This window comes from Terrabacter sp. FW104-15G4B (genome assembly GCF_058790095.1).
The window spans coordinates 18959-35744 of sequence record NZ_JBYTCI010000034.1 but is presented as its reverse complement, the minus strand read 5'-3'; the positions used below and the strand labels follow the sequence as shown (position 1 = coordinate 35744).

Genomic DNA, 16786 nt, shown 5'->3' with positions numbered 1-16786 from the left:
GGGCGGGGGAAGGCATCCGTTGTCGTCGGGAGCACCCGCTGGGGGTCGAGCCCGTTGAGCTCGAAGACGGCGTGGGCGAAGCCGAACCATGTCGTCTGGCCGCTGGAGGTCCCGTGGTGTATGCCGAAGGGCGCCTCCCCCTCGACGATCCGCACGATGAGGTCCGAGAGGTCGACGGTCCACGTTGGCTGCCCGACCTGGTCGTCGACGACCGAGACCGTCTCGCGCTCGGACGCCAGCCGCAGCATCGTGGATACGAAGTTCGGCCCACCGGCGCCGTAGAGCCACGCCGTGCGCACGACCCACGACTGTGGGCACAGGGCTTGCACCGCCCACTCGCCAGCGGCCTTGGTGCGGCCGTAGGCCGAGCGCGGCGCCACTGGGTGGTCGACGGCGTACGGCTCGGTGGCGGTGCCGTCGAAGACGTAGTCGGTGGAGACATGCACGAGGCGAGCGCCGGCCCGGGCGCTCGCGCGCGCGACATTCGCGGCGCCGACGGCATTGACCGCGAAGGCGGCCGCCTCATTTGTCTCGGCGTCATCGACAGCCGTGTAGGCCGCCGTGTTGAGTACGAGGTCGTGCCCGTCGATGGCGGCGATGCACTGCGCCGGATCTGTGACGTCGAGGTCGGCGCGGCCCAGGGCGGTGACCACCCAGCCTGCTTGGCGGAGGGCTGGCACGAGGTCGTGCGCCAGCATCCCGCCTGCGCCGGTGACGAGCGCGCGTCCGGGGGAGGAGGCTGTCACCGGCCCAGCCGGGCGTACGTCTGCTCGGAAGCGACCTTGGCGGCCTCCCACCAGTCGCGGTTGGCGGCGTACCACTCGACCGTCGCCTCGAGCCCCGCGCGGACGTCGCTGTAGCGGGGGCGCCAGCCGGTCTCGGCGCGCAGCTTCGAGGAGTCGATGGCGTAGCGCAGGTCGTGGCCTGGACGGTCGTCGACGTGGTCGAACCAGTCGTTGGGCTTGCCCATGAGGTCGAGCAGCATGCGCACAATCTCGAGGTTGTTGCGCTCGCCGTCGGCACCAATGAGGTAGGTCTCGCCGACGCGGCCCTGCTCGAGGATGGCGATGACGGCGTCGTTGTGGTCGTCGACGTGGATCCAGTCACGCACGTTGAGGCCAGAGCCGTAGAGCTTCGGCCGGATGTCGTCGAGGATGTTCGTGATCTGGCGCGGAATGAACTTCTCGACGTGCTGGCGCGGGCCATAGTTGTTCGAGCAGTTCGACACGGTCGCCTGGATGCCGAACGAGCGAATCCACGCACGAACCAGCAGGTCCGCGCCTGCCTTGGTGGCCGAGTAGGGCGACGACGGGTTGACCGGGGTCTGCTCGGTGAACCGCTCGGGGTCGTCGAGCTCCAGGTCGCCGTAGACCTCGTCGGTCGAGATGTGGTGCAGCCGCTTGCCGTGGCGGCGGACCGCCTCGAGCAACGTGAAGGTGCCCACCACGTTGCTCTCGACGAACGGCCACGGGCTGTCGAGGCTGTTGTCGTTGTGCGACTCGGCCGCGAAGTGCACGACGACATCGTGGTCGGCGACGAGGCCGTCGACGAGCGATGCGTCGGCCACCGAGCCCTCGACGAGCCGCACCGAACCGTCGCCGCCGAGATCGGAGAGGACCGGTGCGAGCGACTGGCGGTTGGCGGCATACGTCATTGAGTCGATGACCGTCAGCGCCCAGTCGGGGCGCGTCTCGCGCGCTCGGAGGACAAAGTTCGAGCCGATGAAGCCGGCTCCGCCGGTGACCAGTACGCGCATGGGCCGAGGATAACGAACTGGCGTCCTCTCGGGCTCATCGGTCGCTCGCGGGCCGCTCGGTATGCTCCCGGCGTGAAGATCTCGGTCATCGGATGCGGATACCTCGGAGCGGTGCACGCCGCGTGCATGGCCGACTTCGGCCACGACGTCGTCGGCGTCGACATTGACGAAGGCAAGGTGGCCAAGCTCGCTGCAGGCATCCCGTCCTTCCACGAGCCCGGGCTCGAGCCGCTGCTGCGGAAGGGCGTCGAGGGCGGCTCGCTGACCTTCACCACCGACAAGTCCCAGATCGCCGACGCGCAGGTCCACTTCATCGCCGTCGGCACCCCGCAGCGCGGTGGCAGCTACGCCGCGGACATGAGCTACGTCTGGTCGGCGGTCGACGACATCATCGCCAACGCGACGGCCCCCGCTGACGGCCCGATCGTCGTGGTCGGGAAGTCCACCGTCCCGGTGGGGACGGCCCAGTCCGTCGCCGACCGCCTGGCGGACGCCGGCGTGGACGCCGTCGTCGTGTGGAACCCGGAGTTCCTCCGCGAGGGGTATGCCGTCCAGGACACCCAGCGGCCCGACCGCGTCGTCTACGGCCTGCCCGACGACCGCGAGCGCGGCGAGATCGGTCGGGCGGCCGTCGACGAGGTCTACGCCCCGATCATCGAGGCCGGCATCCCGCGACTGCTCGTCAACTACCCGACGGCCGAGCTCGTCAAGGTCGCCGCCAACTCCTTCCTCGCCACGAAGATCTCCTTCATCAACTCCATGGCCGAGCTGTGCGATGCGTCCGGGGCCGACGTCTCGCGTCTAGCCGAGGCCATCGGCCACGACGATCGCATCGGGACGAAGTTCCTCCAGGCCGGCATCGGCTTCGGGGGAGGGTGCTTGCCCAAGGACATCCGGGCCTTCATGGCGCGGGCCGGTGAGCTGGGGGTCGACCAGTCGCTGACCTTCCTGCGCGAGGTCGACTCCATCAACATGCGCCGCCGTGACCACGCCGTGGAGCTGGCCTCCGAGATGGCCGGGGGGCGCCTCGTCGGGGTGAAGGTCGCCGTGCTGGGCCTCAGCTTCAAGCCCGACAGTGACGACGTACGCGACTCCCCGGCCCTCGACATCGCCGGCCGGCTCTGGGGGCGGGGGGCGAACGTCGTCGCGACCGACCCGGCGGGGGCCGACGCGGTGCGCGACGTCCGGCCCGACCTCCACATCGTCGACTCCGCCGAGGACGCCTTGGCCGGCGCCGACCTCGTGATGCTCCTGACGGCGTGGAAGGACTACGTCGAGCTCGACCCCTCACACGCCAAGTCGCTCGTCGCCACCCCCCGGATCATCGACGGCCGCAACGTGCTCGACCCTCGGGCGTGGAACGACGCCGGCTGGGACTACCGCGGGATGGGGCGCCGGTCCAGCTCGATCTGGTGACTCCCGTGGCACGTTGGGAGCAACCTGCGGAGTTTTTACCGAAAGCGCCGTTTACGTCACTTGGGTAAGGCGAGCGCCCTTACGATGACGGCCTACCCGGCCACGTCGACACACAGGGGGCACGATGCCTGGGGACCTCCCTCACGCCCGCGGCATCCTTTTCATCTGCACCGGCAACATCTGCCGCTCACCGTACGCGGAGCGGCGCCTGCGCCAGCTGCTGCCCGACGCGGGCGTGCCCATCGCCAGCGCCGGGACCGGTGCGGTTGTCGGCTCGGACATGGAGCCCGAGACGAGCGAGCAGCTGCGCCGAGTCGGGGCGGACGTCACGGGCTTCGCCGCTCGCCTCGTCACGCTGCAGATCATCGAAGCTGCGGAGCTCGTCCTCACCTTGACGCGCACGCACCGCGGCGAGGTCGCCCGGCTGCATCCGGCCGCCATGCGGCGCATCTTCGCCCTCGGCGACTTCGCCGACCTCTGCCGCTCGTCGCAGTCGTGGCGACCCATCACTCCGGCACGCCCCTGGCTGCCGCAGGTGGTCGCCGAGGCCGCAGCTTCGCGCGGCACCGTGCCACCGCGCGACGTCATGGAGGTCGACGTCGTCGACCCCTACAGGCGCTCTGCCCGCACGCACGCGGAGGCCTTCGCCCGCATCGAGGACAACCTGCGCGCCGTCGTGGCCACGTTCGGCTCCGTGGCAGGGTCGTCACGGGTCCGCGCCTCGCGCTGAGGCCGCCCAGACGACGCACCGACGAAGGGCCCGTCACCGCAGTGCGGTGACGGGCCCTGTGCACCTCAACGGCGGGCGGAGGCGCCGATCAGACCCTATGAGGGTCGCGGTGCTGGGGTCTTGAGGCCGGAGCCTCGCGTATGCAGTGATTCGTGGATCACCTGCCATATCGGGTGGCGGGTGCCGACATGCATAGGAGGCTCCGGTGTTCCTTGAGCGTACGAGTCTTGGGTTGGATGTTCACGCCCGGTCGGTCCGGGCGGCGGCGATCGACACCGTGACCGGTGAAGTGATCGAGCGGAGGCTGTCACCGGACCCAGTGACGGTGCTCGGGTTCGTGACGGAGCTAACCGTTGACCACGGTCCGGTGCTGGTCACCTACGAGGCGGGCCCGACCGGATACGGCCTGGCCCGGGGACTGCTCGCGGCGGGACACCGATGCCAAGTGGCGGCACCGAGCAAGCTGCTGCGCCCTGCAGGTGACCGGGTCAAGACCGACGCGAAGGACGCGGTGTTGCTGGCCCGGCTGGCCCGCAACGATGACATCGTCGCGGTCACGATCCCGACTCCTGCGCAGGAGTCCGCGCGGGACCTGGTCCGGGCCCGTGACGATGCCCGAACCACGTTGATGGCGGGTTGATGGCCGCCCGGCACCGACTGTCCAAGATGCTGCTGCGCCACGGGCACGTGTACGACGGCGATGCCTGGACCGGCAGGCACGACGCATGGCTGCGCCGGACCCGGAAAGAGCACCTCGCCACAAGTGGGGCCGGGACGCTGGCGGCGTTCGATGACGCCTACGACGCGACCGTCCATGCCCTGGCCCGCCGGGACCGGCTCGACGCGGCGATCCTCGCGCTGGCCGGTGACAGCGAGTTCACGGCCGTGACCCGCCGGCTGTGTTGCCTGCGGGGGATATCGACGACGACCGGGTTCGCCCTCGCCGTCGAGATCGGGGACTGGCACCGGCTCACCGGCGCGTCGATCGGCGCCTACCTCGGGCTGGTCCCGTCAGAGCACTCCTCCGGATCCAGCCGCTCCCAGGGTGGGATCACCAAGACCGGGAACAGCCATGCCCGACGGCTGCTGATCGAGGCGGCGTGGCATCACCAGCCTCGCTACGGACCGGGCAAGACCATGCAGGACCGGTGGGCGAAGGCGCCAGCCGCTGCTGCCGCCCGCGGCGACGCCGGCAATCGGCGCCTGCACCACCGGTGGACCGTGCTGGCCGCGCACCGCAAGCGGCACACCGTCGCCAACACCGCGATCGCCCGCGAGCTCGCCGGCTGGTGCTGGTCCTTGGCCGTGATGGACGAATAAGACCTCCTAGCCCGTTCCCGGGCCACCCGTGGTGTCCGGCCAGCAGCGCGAGGACAGGACCAGCGTGTGCACTGAGAGCACCCTTTGACTCCTCAAGGTCGATGGGCACGCTCGACCTCAGACCCGCCCCCGCCTGTCCAGCCGAAACAAGGCCCTGCGGTAGCCAACCCGCGCATATCAGACTGACCGCGCGTCGCCTGACACGCCGCCTCCTGACACCACCCCGGGAACGACGAAGCGGGGTCCCCTCCGGCCAGAGTGGACCCCGCTTCACCCTGCCCACTTGACAGGATCACCTACATATCAGTGGAAGATCGAGTCGTCGGCAGGGAAGGTCGGCTGCGGCCCGGACTGCTGCTCGAGGGCGGCGCCTCGGCCGGAGCCGGCAAGCGGCGCACCGTTCGGGGGAATGGGCGCCCCTGGCGTCGCCCCGGGGGCCGTGCGCGGTGCGGGCGCCGCGGGCATGGTCGGGCGGGGGTTCACCGGGCCGACCTCGTCGGCGGAGGCGACCGGACGGCGGTGTCGACGGCCAATGCGGTCCTTGGCGCGCTGCCGCTCGCTCTCCGGACGGTAGTCGTACTCGTACGTGCCGTAGCCGGCACCGAGCTCCTTGGCCTTGACGCGGTTGAGGATGAGGCCGAACACCGAGCCGTTGACCTGCTCGAGCGTGTCGAGCGCGCGGCGCACGTGCTCGCGCTGCGCCACTCCGGCGCCCACGACGACGAGCGCCCCGTCGGCGATGGTGCTGAGCACCGCTGCGTCCGTGACGGGCAGTAGCGGGGGAGCGTCGATGAGGACGTAGTCGAAGCGCTCGGCCAGGTCGGCGACGAGCTGTTCCATGTTGGCTGAGCCGAGCAGCTCGCTCGGGTTGGGCGGGATGGGTCCGGCGCCGAGCAGGTAGAGGCCGGAGCGGCCGAAGGGCTGGAGCACGTCGTCGACCTCGACCCGGCCGATGAGCACGTCGGTCAAGCCCACCGAGCCCTCGAAACCGAGGTAGTCGAGCAGCCGCGGCCGGCGTAGGTCGCCCTCGATGACGACGACCTTGAGGCCGGTTTCGGCAAGGCTGATAGCCAGGTTGGCCGTGGTCGTGGACTTGCCCTCGCCGGGGAGGGAGGAGGTGATGACGAGCGACTTGGGCGGGTTGGCGACGTCGACGAACTGCAGGTTCGTACGCAGCGACCGGAAGGCCTCGGCGCGCTGCGAGCGTGGGTCGACCTGGACGATGAGCGGGTGCGCCGAGGCCTCGCTGTCGAAGGCGATGCTGCCGAGGACCGTGCGGTCGGTGACCGCCTCGAGGTCGCTCTGGGACTTCACCGACTTGTCCAGGACGTCGCGCAGCAGCGCCACGCCGAAGCCGAGCAGCAGCCCGAGGACGAGGCCCAGCGCGAGGTTGCGGGTCGGCTTGGGGCTGACCGGCGTGGAATCTGCCTGCGCGCTCTTGAGCACCTTGACGGTGATCGGACTGGTCTGGCTGCCCGTGCTCTCGATCTCCTGAACCTGTGCCGGGAAGACCTCGGAGATGGCCGCGGCGATGCGCTGGGCGCCCGCCGGCGAGCGGTCCGTGACGGTGACGTCGATCAGAACCGTGTCAAGAGGGATGGAGGCGGTGACCTGGTCGGCAAGCTTCTGGGGCGTGGTGTTCAGTCCGGCCTGCTTGATGACCGGCGCCAGCACACGCTCTGTCCGGAGGACCTGCGAGTAGCTCTTGACGCGGGCCTGCGCGAAGGTGTTCCCCTGTTGCAGCGCGGAGGTCGTGTCGTCACCCGAGGTGCGGACGAAGAACTCGGTGGTCGCGGCATACGTCCTCGGGCTGAGGGCCGTGTAGGCGGCCGCCAGGCCGAGGGTCACGAGGGCGACGGCGGCGATGATCATCCAACGCTTTCGGATGACGTTCAGGTAGTCCTGCAGCTCCACAGCGCCGTCTCTCATTCCAGCCGCGCGCAGTGACGCAGCTCCCCGCTCGGACATTTCCGACACATCAGTTCACGGGCATGGTAGTCCCGAAGGCCCCGGATGCGCGCATTGGACCGAGTGGGTCCGTACAGTGTGGGTCGTGATGCGGTGGATGTCTGAGACCTCGGCGGGGCGGCTGGCATTCGCCGGACTGCTCGCCCTTCTCGTCGTGGATGCGCTCCTCGTCGTCCTCGCCTTCCGGCCGGACGCGGCCGGGGCCGCCTCCGAGACGCCCACCCCGGTGGCCGCCGTGGTGGCGACGTCGCCGACCACGAGCGCCGCACCCGTCATCCAGCCAGCACCCCTGCGTGAGGTCATCGCCGCGGTCGACGGCAAGCGCGCCTGGCGTTCGACCGTCGGCAGCTGCCGTGACGGCGGCGCCACCCTGAGCGCCACCGACGACGGCGGCCGCACGTGGACCACGCGCGACACCCCGGCGCGGGCGCTCGGCCGCATCCAGCCGGTCGGCTCCGACCGCGGCTTCGTCATCGGCGTTCGCTCCGGCTGCTCGGCGGCCGAGTTCGACACCGACGACGACGCGAAGTCGTGGACCCGCCCCAGCGACGTCGAGGGCGGCTGGTCACGGGTCCCCGGCGGCGACAAGCCCACCCTCGCCATCACCCCCGAGCGTCCCGACGCGCGCCCCTGCGGCTCGACGAACCTCATCGACCTCGCGCGGGTGAGCGCCACCCGCGCCGTTGCCGCCTGCGCCGACGGGCGCCTCGTCCGCTCCACCGACGGCGGCGCCCGCTGGAGCACGCTCGCCACGGTCAAGGGCACCCTCACCATCGCGACCCGTGATGAGAAGGACACCGCGGTTGCCTACGTCGCCCGGGTCACCGACGGCTGCGCCGGCATCGAGGTGGCCAAGGTCTCCGACGGCGCGGCCTCGCGCGTCGCCTGCGTCACGACCCCGCTCACCGACGTCGAGGGCCGGGTGTCGCTCAGCGTCGTCAACGGCGCCGGCTGGCTCGCCGTGGCGGGTGACACCTGGCGCTCCGGCGGCAACCTCAAGACGTGGTCCGCCGCGTCCTGACCGGCCTGGATGTCACGCGGCCCGCTTCGTCCCCCTAGGCTGGGCCACCATGAAGGGCATCATCCTCGCCGGCGGCTCCGGGACGCGCCTGCATCCCATCACCCGCGGCATCAGCAAGCAGCTCATGCCGGTCTACGACAAGCCGATGGTCTACTACCCCTTGTCGACCCTCATGATGGCCGGCATCCGCGAGGTCCTCGTCATCACGACCCCCGCTGACTCCGACCAGTTCCGCCGGCTCCTCGGTGACGGTTCCCAGTGGGGCATGTCGATCGAGTATGCCGTCCAGCCGAGTCCCGACGGACTGGCCCAGGCCTTCGTGCTGGGTGCCGACTTCATCGGCGACGACGAGGTCGCTCTCGTCCTCGGCGACAACATCTTCTTCGGCCCCGGCCTCGGCACCAGGCTGCGCGACAACACCGACGTCAAGGGCGGGCACGTCTTCGCCTACCGCGTCGCCGACCCCACGGCATACGGTGTCGTGGAGTTCGACTCGGACGGCACGGTGCTCTCGATCGAGGAGAAGCCGGAGCATCCCAAGTCCAACTACGCCGTGCCCGGCCTCTACTTCTACGACAACGACGTCGTCGACATCGCCCGCAACCTCACGCCGAGCGAGCGCGGCGAGCTGGAGATCACGGCCGTCAACGACGAGTACCTCCACCGCGGCACGCTCACCGTCACGCCCCTGCCGCGGGGCACCGCCTGGTTCGACACCGGCACGTTCACCGGCCTGATGGAGGCCAGCCAGTACGTGCACGTGGTCGAGGCCCGCCAGGGCCAGAAGATCGGGTGCGTCGAGGAGGTGGCGTGGCGCAACGGCTGGCTCGACGACGACGGCCTGCGGGTGCACGCCGACGCGCAGGCCAAGAGCGGCTACGGCCTCTACCTGCACGCCCTGCTCGCCGAGGCCCGGGAGGAGATCTGATGGAGATTCGTCCGCTGTGCGTCGACGGCGCCTTCGAGATCACCCCCCGGCAGTTCCCCGACGACCGCGGCGTCTTCGCCGAGGGCTTCCGCGTCGACCACCTGGCCAAGGCCATCGGCCACGACCTGCAGGTGCGCCAGACCAACATCTCGGTCTCCACCGCCGGCGCGCTGCGCGGCATCCACTTCGCCGACGTGCCGCCCTCGCAGGCGAAGTACGTCACGGTCACCGGCGGCGTCTTCGTCGACTACGTCATCGACCTGCGCGTCGGCTCGCCCACCTTCGGGCAGTGGGACTCCGTCCTGCTCGACACCGTCGACCGGCGTGCTGTCTACCTCTCCGAGGGCCTGGGCCACGCGCTGGCCTGCATCGAGGACGGGACGGCCGTCTATCTCTGCTCCGAGGTCTTCAACCCCGCCGTCGAGCGCGGCATCAACCCGCTCGACCCGCGCATCGCGCTCGAGCTGCCCGCCGGCTTCCAGCCGCTGATCTCGCCGAAGGACGCCGCGGCGCCGTCGCTCGACGAGGCCGAAGAGGCCGGCCTGCTGCCGAGCCTCGAGGCCTGCCTCGCGCACACCCGGTCGCTGGCCGGCGGCCGCCCTTGAGGCGAGTCGGGCGGATCCTCGTGATCTGCACCGGCAACGTCTGCCGCTCGCCCTACCTCGAACGCCGGCTGCGCCAGCTCCTCTCCGGGCTGGACGTCGAGGTCGAGAGCGCCGGCACCCGGGCGCTCGTCGGCGCCGACATCGAGCCCGGCTCGGTCGCGGCGCTCGGCGGCGTCGGAGCAGACACCGCCGGCTTCGCCTCGCGGCAGCTCGTGCCGGCGATGCTCGGCGACGCCGACCTCGTCATCACCGCGACGCAGCGGCACCGTGCCGACGCCGTGGCCCTGCACCCACGGGCGCTGCGCAAGACCTTCACCCTCGGCGAGCTGGCCGACCTCGTGCGCGACGCCGAGCCGGAGCTCGCTGCCGCCGCGTCGGAGGCCGACGCGACCGGCCCCGACACGCCGTGGGCCGCGAGCCTCGCCGATGTGGCCCGCGGCCGCCGCGGCCTCAAGCCGGCTCGCACCGCCGCCGAATCGGACATACCGGACCCCTACGGGCGCAGTTCTGCGGCATATGCCCTGATGTCGGCCGAGATCGAGGCGCAGCTGCCTGTCGTGGCTGCCGCGCTGAAGCCGCCCGCCGTCTGAACCTCCCGCGGACCGCCACGTGCCGCAAGCGGATCCGCCCCTAGCATGGCCCGCGGGGGAGCGACCATCTGGCAGGCGAAGGGGAAGCTCGAGCGATGAACAACCGAGTGGCGTTGGCCGGTCTCGTGGCCTTCCTCGTCGTCGACGTGGGCCTGGTCGCGCTGGCCCTGCGGGCCGGCCGCGAGACGCCCGTCGCGCTGCCACAGACCTCGTCGACGCCCATCGCGTCCCCGACGAGCCCGGCCACGCCGACGACGACAACGCCCAGCCCGTCGTTCAGCACGTCCTCGCCCAGCGCCGTCCCGGTCACCCGGCTCGTCTCCGCCCTCGACGCCACGACAGCCTGGCGGGCGACCACCGGGTCGTGCGACTCGGGAGGCGCCACCATGCAGGTGACCCGCGACGGCGGCGACACGTGGACCACGGTGCGCTCGCCGGCGCCTGCCCTCGCCCGCATCCAGCCGGTCGACAAGTCCCGGGCCTTCGTCGTGGGCTCCGGCTCCGACTGCGCGCCGAAGCAGTACGCCACCCGTGACCTCGGCCGGAAGTGGCAGCCGCCCACCGCCGTGAGCGGCGGGTGGGCCAGGCGGCTCGACGAGCCGACCCGGGTGCTCACGCCGAGAGCCTCCAAGGCCACCCCCTGCGGCGACGAGGCAGTCCTCGACCTGTCGCGCACCTCTGGCACCCAGGCGCAGGCCCTGTGCGCCGACGGCTCCGTCGTCAGGACGGACGACGGCGGCGACACCTGGACCGCCTCCGGAGAGGCGCCCGGCGCCGTCGCGCTCGGCAACGTTCTCGCCGACCGGTCCCTGAGGACGTATGCCGTCCGCACCGTCGACGGGTGCACGGGCGTCCAGCTCGTCCAGGTCGCCAAGGGCAAGGACGCCAACGTCATCGACTGCGTGCCCGTCGGGAGCGCCCGACCGGGCGAGGTCGGCCTGTCGGTCACCGACCGCGCCGCGTGGATCGTCGCCGGCGACCAGACCTGGGTCTCGCGAGGCGACCTCACGTCCTGGAAGCGGGTCTGACCCGACCCCGCATCGGGCCGGCAGGATCGCCGCCAGACCCGGTGTGCTCCTACTTGTAGGAGTTCAGCGCGTCGGTTCGGATGGCCTCGCCGAGGTCGCCCATCCTGACCTCGTCGACGATGTCGATGGACGCGCCCGCGGGGCTGGTGCCGAAGCCGGTGAACGGCGCGGTGATGAAGCGGATGTCGTTGCCGCGCAGGTCACGCATCGCGAACGCCTCGGAGCGCATCGTGCCGACGTCGAGCTTCTGGTCGACCGTCAGGTTCGTCGTCGCCGCGTCGAGGAAGTCCTTGAGCTTGAGCGGGTTGGTCAGCACGTCCTTGCTCAGGCTCTTGAGCATCAGGGCCTTGATGAAGGCGAGCTGCCGCTGCCCACGGGAGATGTCGCCCTCGCTCAGCTGCTTGCGCTGGCGGACGAAGACGAGCGCCGTCTCGCCGTCCATGTGCTGCACGCCCTCGGTGAAGACCTTGCCGTCGCCCTTGGAGGCCTCCTCGACGTTGACGTCGACGCCGCCGACGGCATCTGTCATCGCCTTGAAGCCCTCGAAGCCGATGAGCGCCACGTGGTCGATGCGGACGCCGAGCATGTTCTGCATCGTCTTGACGAGCAGCGGGGGCCCGCCGAACGCATACGCGGCGTTGAGCTTGTTCTTGCCGTTGCCCGGGATGGGGACGTAGAGGTCACGCGGGAAGTGGATCAGGGTCACGACGGAGCGGTCGGCCGGCACGTGCGCGAGCACCATGACGTCGGAGCGACCGCCCTCGCGGCCGGGCCCGGCGTCGCTGCCGATGATGAGGTAGTTGGTGCCGTTGCCGGTCGGCTGGGCGACGACGTCGCCGTTCTTGTCGGTGGGCTGACTGCCCGCGCCGCCGGGCAGCAACAGCTCCTGCTTCACGTTGTTGGTGACGATGTGGTTCAGCCACGCCAGGTAGCCGCCGACCGCGAGCACCGGCACGAGCAGCAGCACGAGGGCCGCGACGAGCACCTTGCGGTTGCGCCGCTTCTCGCGCCGCGGGGAGCCGCCGCCGGCCGGCGAGTCGCCGTCCCAGTCGTCGCCGGAGCCGCCCGACGATCCGTCTCCGGGGTCGACCCGATCGCGCCGGAAGAGGTCGGTGTCACGCGCTCGGGTGCTGTCCACGGCGTCAGTGTAGGTGTCCGGGACCGGGGTCACGGCTGCTTACACTGTCCGCCATGCCCGCCGGACGTCCACGCCGTTTCAGCGCCGATGTCCCTTTTGCGATCGCAGCCGTCCTCGCCTTCGTCGCCTACGTGTGGCTGCTCATGCACGCGACCGCGCCGCTCGTCACCGTCCTCGGCCTCGCCTCGGGCGGTCATCCCAAGCTCTACGCGGCCTTCCTCGCCGCCCTGGCCGGCCTGCCGGGACTGCTGCTCACGCTGCCGCGCGCGCTGACGCCACCCACCGCCGCGGTGCTGCCGTCGGTGCGCAGCAGGCGGCAGGCCTCAGCCCTCCGGCAGTCCCACCTGCGCACCGACGTGCTCGGCGTGGCGGCCCTCCTGCTGGCCCAGGTGCCGCTGCCCGCGCCGTGGGGCCCCGCCGGCAAGGCGGCGACGATCGCCAACATCACGACCTCACCGGAGATGGTCGAGCTCAGCGCCCACTTCGCCACCACCTCGATCGGCATCTTCGCCGTCGGCCTGGTCGCCGCCGTGCTCGCGAAGGTCTACGGCCACGCGCCGGCGCTACGGGTGCTGGCGATCATCCTCGCCGTCGGCGCGCCGGTCGTCGGCTGGTTCCTCGTCGTGCACGAGGCTTCCTTCAGCTAGCAGCCCCGGGCGTGTCGTCACGCACCACGCTGCGCATGCTGCCGCGCACGAGGAAGGGCTTCTCGATGAAGTGGTAGAACACCGTCGCGGCCAGGAGCGTCGCCGTCCCGGCCACTGCCAGCGCGACGAGCGTCGTCAGCCCGATGCCCCACTCGGCGGGCCGCGCCAGGCGGGAGGTCAGGAGCAGGACCGGCTGGTGCAGCAGGTAGAAGCTGAACGAGATGACCCCGAGCGACGTGAGCCAGCGAAGCGGACCGACGTCGAAGACCCGCCCGGGCACGCGGGCCAGCAGCACGAGCAGGCACACGGCCACCACCCCGAAACCGAGCGCGCTCACCGGGCTCCAGCCGCCGGCATACCCGATCAGCCCGATGGCCAGCGCAGCCGGAAGCGTCAGCCACGCACGCGGCAGGTGGCCCTCCCGTGGGGACCTGACCAGCGTGGCGGCCCACATGCCCAGGGCGAACTGGAACCAGCGTGCCGGGAAGAGCTTGTCGGGCTGGGGAAACAAGCCACCGGCGTGCTGCTGCCCCGCCCACCACAGCCCGAAGACCGCCCAGCCCAGCGCGACCGAGAGCGTCAGGAGAAGGACGCGGCGCATGCCCCACCGGCGGTGCATGAGCAGCAGCAGCGGGAATCCCAGGTAGAGCGTCGCCTCGAGCGAGATGGACCACAGCGAACCGTTGACCGCGCCGAGGGTGTCGCCGAACAGCGGGAACGTCAGGGTCAGGTGGGTGAGCGCGACGGTCGGGGTCAGGTCGCGGCTCACCAGCCGTTCACGCAGGCCGGGCACGAGCTCGAGTGCCATGACGAGGACGACGGCGGCGTAGTACGCCGGCAGCAACCGGTAGGCCCGCCGCCGGAGGAACCGGCGCGGCTCGAGCTCACGCAGGCGACCGTCGCGGATGAGGGGCAGGGTGAGGCAGAAGCCGGAGAGAACGATGAAGATGTCGACGCCGGCGCCACCGAAACCCATGACGCGCACGAGGAAGCCGTCGCCCGACAGCTTCGGGGGGCGGACGTTGTCGAGCCAGTAGCCGTGGACGTGCAGCAGGAAGACCCACAGGGCCGCGAAGCCGCGGATGGTGTCGACGTAGGCCAGGCGGCGGGTCGCCACTGGCGCCGTCGACGACGTGTGGGTCGTGGGGACTGCGACCTGCGTGGGCGCAGCCAGTGGTCCCGCCGCACCGTCGGGCGTGCTCGTGCCGTCCATGCTCCCCCTACTGTCCGGACCGCGACCGCACCCCCGTGCCCCCGGCCTCGGTCATTCTAGGATCCGGGCCACCTCGGCACGCATGCGTTCGGCGAAACGCGCCTCGGAGAAGTGCTCCGCGTGAGCCCGGATGCCCTCGGCGTCCCACACCCGGTCGCGGTTGGCGACCACCGCGGCGCGCACCACCGCGGCCGTCGCCTCGTCGAAGAAGGTCCCGTTGACGCCCTCGTCGACCGTGTCGAGATAGCCCCCGGCACGCAGCGCCAGGGTCGGCACCCCGAAGGCGGCGGCCTCGAGCGGCGTCAGCCCGAAGTCCTCGTGGCTCGGCGCGAGCAGCGTGCGCGCGTGCGCATAGACCCAGCGCAGCTCGGCGTCGGTGAGGCGCGCGACGATGCGGACGTTGTCCGGCGCCTCGCGCCGCAGCCGCGCCTCGAGCGGGCCCGCCCCGACGATGACGAGCCGCTCGGGCATGCCCCGCAGCGCCTCGACCGCGACGTCCACGTTCTTGTACGGCAGCAGCCGCGACACGACGAGCAGGTAACCGTCGCAGGCCCAGTCGGCGAGCGCCGGCACGCACTCCTGCGGGCCGCCCGGCTCGATGCCGTAGGGCGGGGGCAGCACCTCCGCGTCGATGCCGTATGCCGCCGCGATGCGTTCACGGACCACCGTCGAGTTCGCGAGGTAGCGGTCGGCAGACGCCGCGGCGCGGGCGTCCCACCGGCGCAGCCAGCCGCTGAGCGCCGACAGGACGCGCGCCTTGGCCGACCGGCCGGCGTCGCCGCCCAGGTAGGCAGCGGGCTGGTAGAGCCAGCGCGCGGGAGCGTGGCAGTAGACGAGCTTGCGCCCCGTCGTCGGCACCCCGTGGGCCCAGCCCGAGCTCGACACGACGACGACGTCGGCGTCGACGGGGAGCCGCGACACGGCATACGGAAGGAAGGGGAGCGCGGCGCGGTGCTCCCGGTGCAGTGCCTTGATCCGGTGGAGGGGGGAGACGACGACGCGCGCGTGACGGAACTCCGGGTAGGTGCCGTCGGGGTCGTAGAGGGTCGTGTGGATCACCGCGTCGGGGAAGGCCCGGAGCAGCGCGAGGACGACGCGTTCGGCACCGCCGCGCTGGGTCAGGTAGTCGTGCGCGATCGCGACGCGCGGTCGATCCTTCATGGTGTCCGATCAGTTCACGAGAGGCCGCTAGATTCGGTCAGTGCCGAGTGTCAGTGTGGGGCATTTCCCGCGTCGAGGAGGGTATGTGGCGATTCCGGCTCACTTCGGGCCCCGATCCGGCGGCAGCCGGTGACGCCGACCCCGGCGCTCGCGGTCAACGGCAGGTTCCTCTCCCAGGCCACGACAGGGACGCAGCGCTACGCGCTCGAGCTCACCACCCGCCTCGTCGCCCGGCACCCCGGCCGCGTCGTCCTGCACGTGCCGAGGGGGACGGTGGTGCCCGAGTCGATCGCGTCGGCGGCGCAGGTGCGGCGGTCCCGCGCGAGCGGCCAGCTCTTCGAGCAGGTCGTGCTGCCGTGGGTGGCGCGGCGGAACCTGCTGCTCAGCCTCGGTGGTCCCGCCCCGCTGGCAGCCCGCAGCCAGGTGGCCACGCTGCACGACGCGTCCGTCTTCCGGCATCCCGAGACCTACAGCCGCTCCTTTCGTGCCTGGTACCGCTCGATGTACCGGGTCCTCGGGCGCCGGGCGAGCCGGGTGCTCACCGTCTCGCAGTTCAGCGCGGAGGAGCTGCACGACGTGGTGGGCGTCGACCGCGCCCGGGTCAACGTGGTGCCCAACGGCAGCGACCACACCGACCGATTCGTCCCGACGCGCCCGGGGCCCGGGCTCCTTGTGCCCCACGACGAGCCCTGGGCGCTGTGCGTCGGCACCTTCGCCCGCCACAAGAACCTCGCGCCGGCCCTCGACGCGCTGGAGGCTGCCGGCATCCGGTCCGTCGTGGTGGGTGCTCGCGGCGACAGCCGGGTCTTCTCCGACGCCGGCACCTCGCGCTGGTCGCACGCGACCTTCGCCGGGCGACTCACCGACGACGAGCTCGCCTGGCTGTACGAGCGGGCCACGGCGCTCGTGTTCCCCTCTGTCTACGAGGGTTTCGGCATCCCGGTGGTTGAGGCGCAGCGGCGCGGGTGCCCGGTGGTGGCTCTGCACGCCGGCCCGATGCCGGAGGTCGCCGGCGACGGCGCGGTGCTCTGCGACCCGGGCAGGCCGCAGCAGGTCGTCGAGGCGGTCCGCGCCATTGCGTCCGACCCGGAGCGGCGTGCGTCGCTCGTCGAGGCGGGGCGGCGCAACGCCCAGCGCTACACCTGGGATACCGCCACGGACCTGCTCGAGGCGGCGCTCGCCGAGGCAGGGTGGCGCGGCTGAGGACGGTGGCCCAAACGGTGGCAAACGGGATCTCCGGGTCGCCCACGCCCGCCTCGATCCGG

17 protein-coding genes are annotated in these 16786 nt (G+C 71.4%); 11 read left to right on the top strand and 6 right to left on the bottom strand.

Annotated elements, in window-relative coordinates; genetic code table 11:
- On the bottom strand, window positions 1-698 hold a 698-nt coding region (gene rfbD / locus AC3WRT_RS18470), incomplete at its 3' end, for a dTDP-4-dehydrorhamnose reductase (protein ID WP_492724516.1).
- A 44-nt stretch (window positions 699-742) separates the two neighbouring features.
- Window positions 743-1756, bottom strand: a complete 1014-nt coding sequence (rfbB, locus tag AC3WRT_RS18465; protein ID WP_492724514.1) for a dTDP-glucose 4,6-dehydratase — start codon at window positions 1754-1756, stop codon at window positions 743-745.
- Window positions 1757-1828: 72 nt separating this feature from the next.
- Between rfbB and AC3WRT_RS18460 the strand changes: the two genes are divergently transcribed.
- The 4 genes from AC3WRT_RS18460 to AC3WRT_RS18445 all read left to right on the top strand — a co-directional run bounded on the left by AC3WRT_RS18460 (window position 1829) and on the right by AC3WRT_RS18445 (window position 5222).
- Complete coding sequence (locus AC3WRT_RS18460; protein WP_492724512.1) at window positions 1829-3172, top strand: UDP-glucose dehydrogenase family protein; 1344 nt, start codon at window positions 1829-1831, stop codon at window positions 3170-3172.
- 124 nt (window positions 3173-3296) lie between these two features.
- Window positions 3297-3902 carry an arsenate reductase/protein-tyrosine-phosphatase family protein gene (locus AC3WRT_RS18455; protein WP_492724510.1) on the top strand — a complete coding sequence of 202 codons (606 nt, stop codon included), beginning with the start codon at window positions 3297-3299 and terminating at the stop codon, window positions 3900-3902.
- 205 nt (window positions 3903-4107) lie between these two features.
- Entirely contained in the window at window positions 4108-4542 is a 435-nt protein-coding gene (locus tag AC3WRT_RS18450) for an IS110 family transposase (RefSeq protein WP_492724508.1), read from the top strand.
- Window positions 4542-5222 carry a transposase gene (locus AC3WRT_RS18445; protein ID WP_492724506.1) on the top strand — a complete coding sequence of 227 codons (681 nt, stop codon included), beginning with the start codon at window positions 4542-4544 and terminating at the stop codon, window positions 5220-5222. Before AC3WRT_RS18450 ends, AC3WRT_RS18445 begins: the two co-directional genes overlap by 1 nt.
- Window positions 5223-5525: 303 nt before the next feature.
- Here AC3WRT_RS18445 and AC3WRT_RS18440 read toward each other — a convergent pair whose 3' ends face one another.
- Window positions 5526-7136 carry a tyrosine-protein kinase domain-containing protein gene (locus AC3WRT_RS18440; RefSeq protein WP_492724504.1) on the bottom strand — a complete coding sequence of 537 codons (1611 nt, stop codon included), beginning with the start codon at window positions 7134-7136 and terminating at the stop codon, window positions 5526-5528.
- A gap of 151 nt (window positions 7137-7287) precedes the next feature.
- On the opposite strand from AC3WRT_RS18440, the gene AC3WRT_RS18435 reads away from it, so the two are divergent.
- The 5 genes from AC3WRT_RS18435 (at window position 7288) to AC3WRT_RS18415 (ending at window position 11362) form a co-directional block, all read left to right on the top strand.
- Window positions 7288-8211 carry a beta propeller repeat protein gene (locus AC3WRT_RS18435; protein WP_492724502.1) on the top strand — a complete coding sequence of 308 codons (924 nt, stop codon included), beginning with the start codon at window positions 7288-7290 and terminating at the stop codon, window positions 8209-8211.
- A 49-nt stretch (window positions 8212-8260) separates the two neighbouring features.
- Window positions 8261-9139 (top strand): glucose-1-phosphate thymidylyltransferase RfbA, encoded by an 879-nt coding sequence (gene rfbA, locus AC3WRT_RS18430; RefSeq protein ID WP_492724500.1) that lies wholly within the window; start codon window positions 8261-8263, stop codon window positions 9137-9139.
- Window positions 9139-9744, top strand: a complete 606-nt coding sequence (locus AC3WRT_RS18425) for a dTDP-4-dehydrorhamnose 3,5-epimerase family protein (protein WP_492724498.1) — start codon at window positions 9139-9141, stop codon at window positions 9742-9744. The genes rfbA and AC3WRT_RS18425 overlap by 1 nt, the downstream gene beginning before the upstream one ends.
- On the top strand, window positions 9741-10334 hold the full coding sequence (locus AC3WRT_RS18420; RefSeq protein WP_492724496.1) for an arsenate reductase/protein-tyrosine-phosphatase family protein: 594 nt from the start codon (window positions 9741-9743) through the stop codon (window positions 10332-10334). The genes AC3WRT_RS18425 and AC3WRT_RS18420 overlap by 4 nt, the downstream gene beginning before the upstream one ends.
- 95 nt (window positions 10335-10429) lie before the next feature.
- Entirely contained in the window at window positions 10430-11362 is a 933-nt protein-coding gene (locus AC3WRT_RS18415) for a beta propeller repeat protein (protein WP_492724494.1), read from the top strand.
- A 49-nt stretch (window positions 11363-11411) separates the two neighbouring features.
- Here the strand turns inward: AC3WRT_RS18415 and AC3WRT_RS18410 are convergent, their stop codons facing one another.
- On the bottom strand, window positions 11412-12500 hold the full coding sequence (locus tag AC3WRT_RS18410; protein ID WP_492724492.1) for an LCP family protein: 1089 nt from the start codon (window positions 12498-12500) through the stop codon (window positions 11412-11414).
- A 53-nt stretch (window positions 12501-12553) separates the two neighbouring features.
- Between AC3WRT_RS18410 and AC3WRT_RS18405 the strand changes: the two genes are divergently transcribed.
- Window positions 12554-13147 (top strand): hypothetical protein, encoded by a 594-nt coding sequence (locus tag AC3WRT_RS18405; protein ID WP_492724490.1) that lies wholly within the window; start codon window positions 12554-12556, stop codon window positions 13145-13147.
- Here the strand turns inward: AC3WRT_RS18405 and AC3WRT_RS18400 are convergent.
- Window positions 13140-14360: an acyltransferase family protein gene (locus AC3WRT_RS18400; RefSeq protein WP_492724488.1), complete on the bottom strand. Its 1221-nt coding sequence runs from the start codon at window positions 14358-14360 to the stop codon at window positions 13140-13142. The genes AC3WRT_RS18405 and AC3WRT_RS18400 overlap by 8 nt on opposite strands.
- A 51-nt stretch (window positions 14361-14411) precedes the next feature.
- Window positions 14412-15521, bottom strand: a complete 1110-nt coding sequence (locus AC3WRT_RS18395; protein WP_492724486.1) for a glycosyltransferase — start codon at window positions 15519-15521, stop codon at window positions 14412-14414.
- A gap of 129 nt (window positions 15522-15650) precedes the next feature.
- On the opposite strand from AC3WRT_RS18395, the gene AC3WRT_RS18390 reads away from it, so the two are divergent.
- Window positions 15651-16724, top strand: coding sequence for a glycosyltransferase family 4 protein (locus tag AC3WRT_RS18390; protein WP_492724484.1), 1074 nt, complete (start codon window positions 15651-15653; stop codon window positions 16722-16724).
- Window positions 16725-16786: the final 62 nt, after the last annotated feature.

Excerpts from the sequence above, each read along its gene's own strand:
- rfbB (WP_492724514.1), bottom strand. The coding sequence starts at position 1,756 with ATGCGCGTACTGGTCACCGGCGGAGCCGGCTTCATCGGCTCGAACTTT.
- AC3WRT_RS18455 (WP_492724510.1), top strand. The coding sequence starts at position 3,297 with ATGCCTGGGGACCTCCCTCACGCCCGCGGCATCCTTTTCATCTGCACC.
- AC3WRT_RS18445 (WP_492724506.1), top strand. The coding sequence starts at position 4,542 with ATGGCCGCCCGGCACCGACTGTCCAAGATGCTGCTGCGCCACGGGCAC.
- AC3WRT_RS18435 (WP_492724502.1), top strand. The coding sequence starts at position 7,288 with ATGTCTGAGACCTCGGCGGGGCGGCTGGCATTCGCCGGACTGCTCGCC.
- rfbA (WP_492724500.1), top strand. The coding sequence starts at position 8,261 with ATGAAGGGCATCATCCTCGCCGGCGGCTCCGGGACGCGCCTGCATCCC.
- AC3WRT_RS18425 (WP_492724498.1), top strand. The coding sequence starts at position 9,139 with ATGGAGATTCGTCCGCTGTGCGTCGACGGCGCCTTCGAGATCACCCCC.
- AC3WRT_RS18415 (WP_492724494.1), top strand. The coding sequence starts at position 10,430 with ATGAACAACCGAGTGGCGTTGGCCGGTCTCGTGGCCTTCCTCGTCGTC.
- AC3WRT_RS18405 (WP_492724490.1), top strand. The coding sequence starts at position 12,554 with ATGCCCGCCGGACGTCCACGCCGTTTCAGCGCCGATGTCCCTTTTGCG.
- AC3WRT_RS18400 (WP_492724488.1), bottom strand. The coding sequence starts at position 14,360 with ATGGACGGCACGAGCACGCCCGACGGTGCGGCGGGACCACTGGCTGCG.
- AC3WRT_RS18395 (WP_492724486.1), bottom strand. The coding sequence starts at position 15,521 with ATGAAGGATCGACCGCGCGTCGCGATCGCGCACGACTACCTGACCCAG.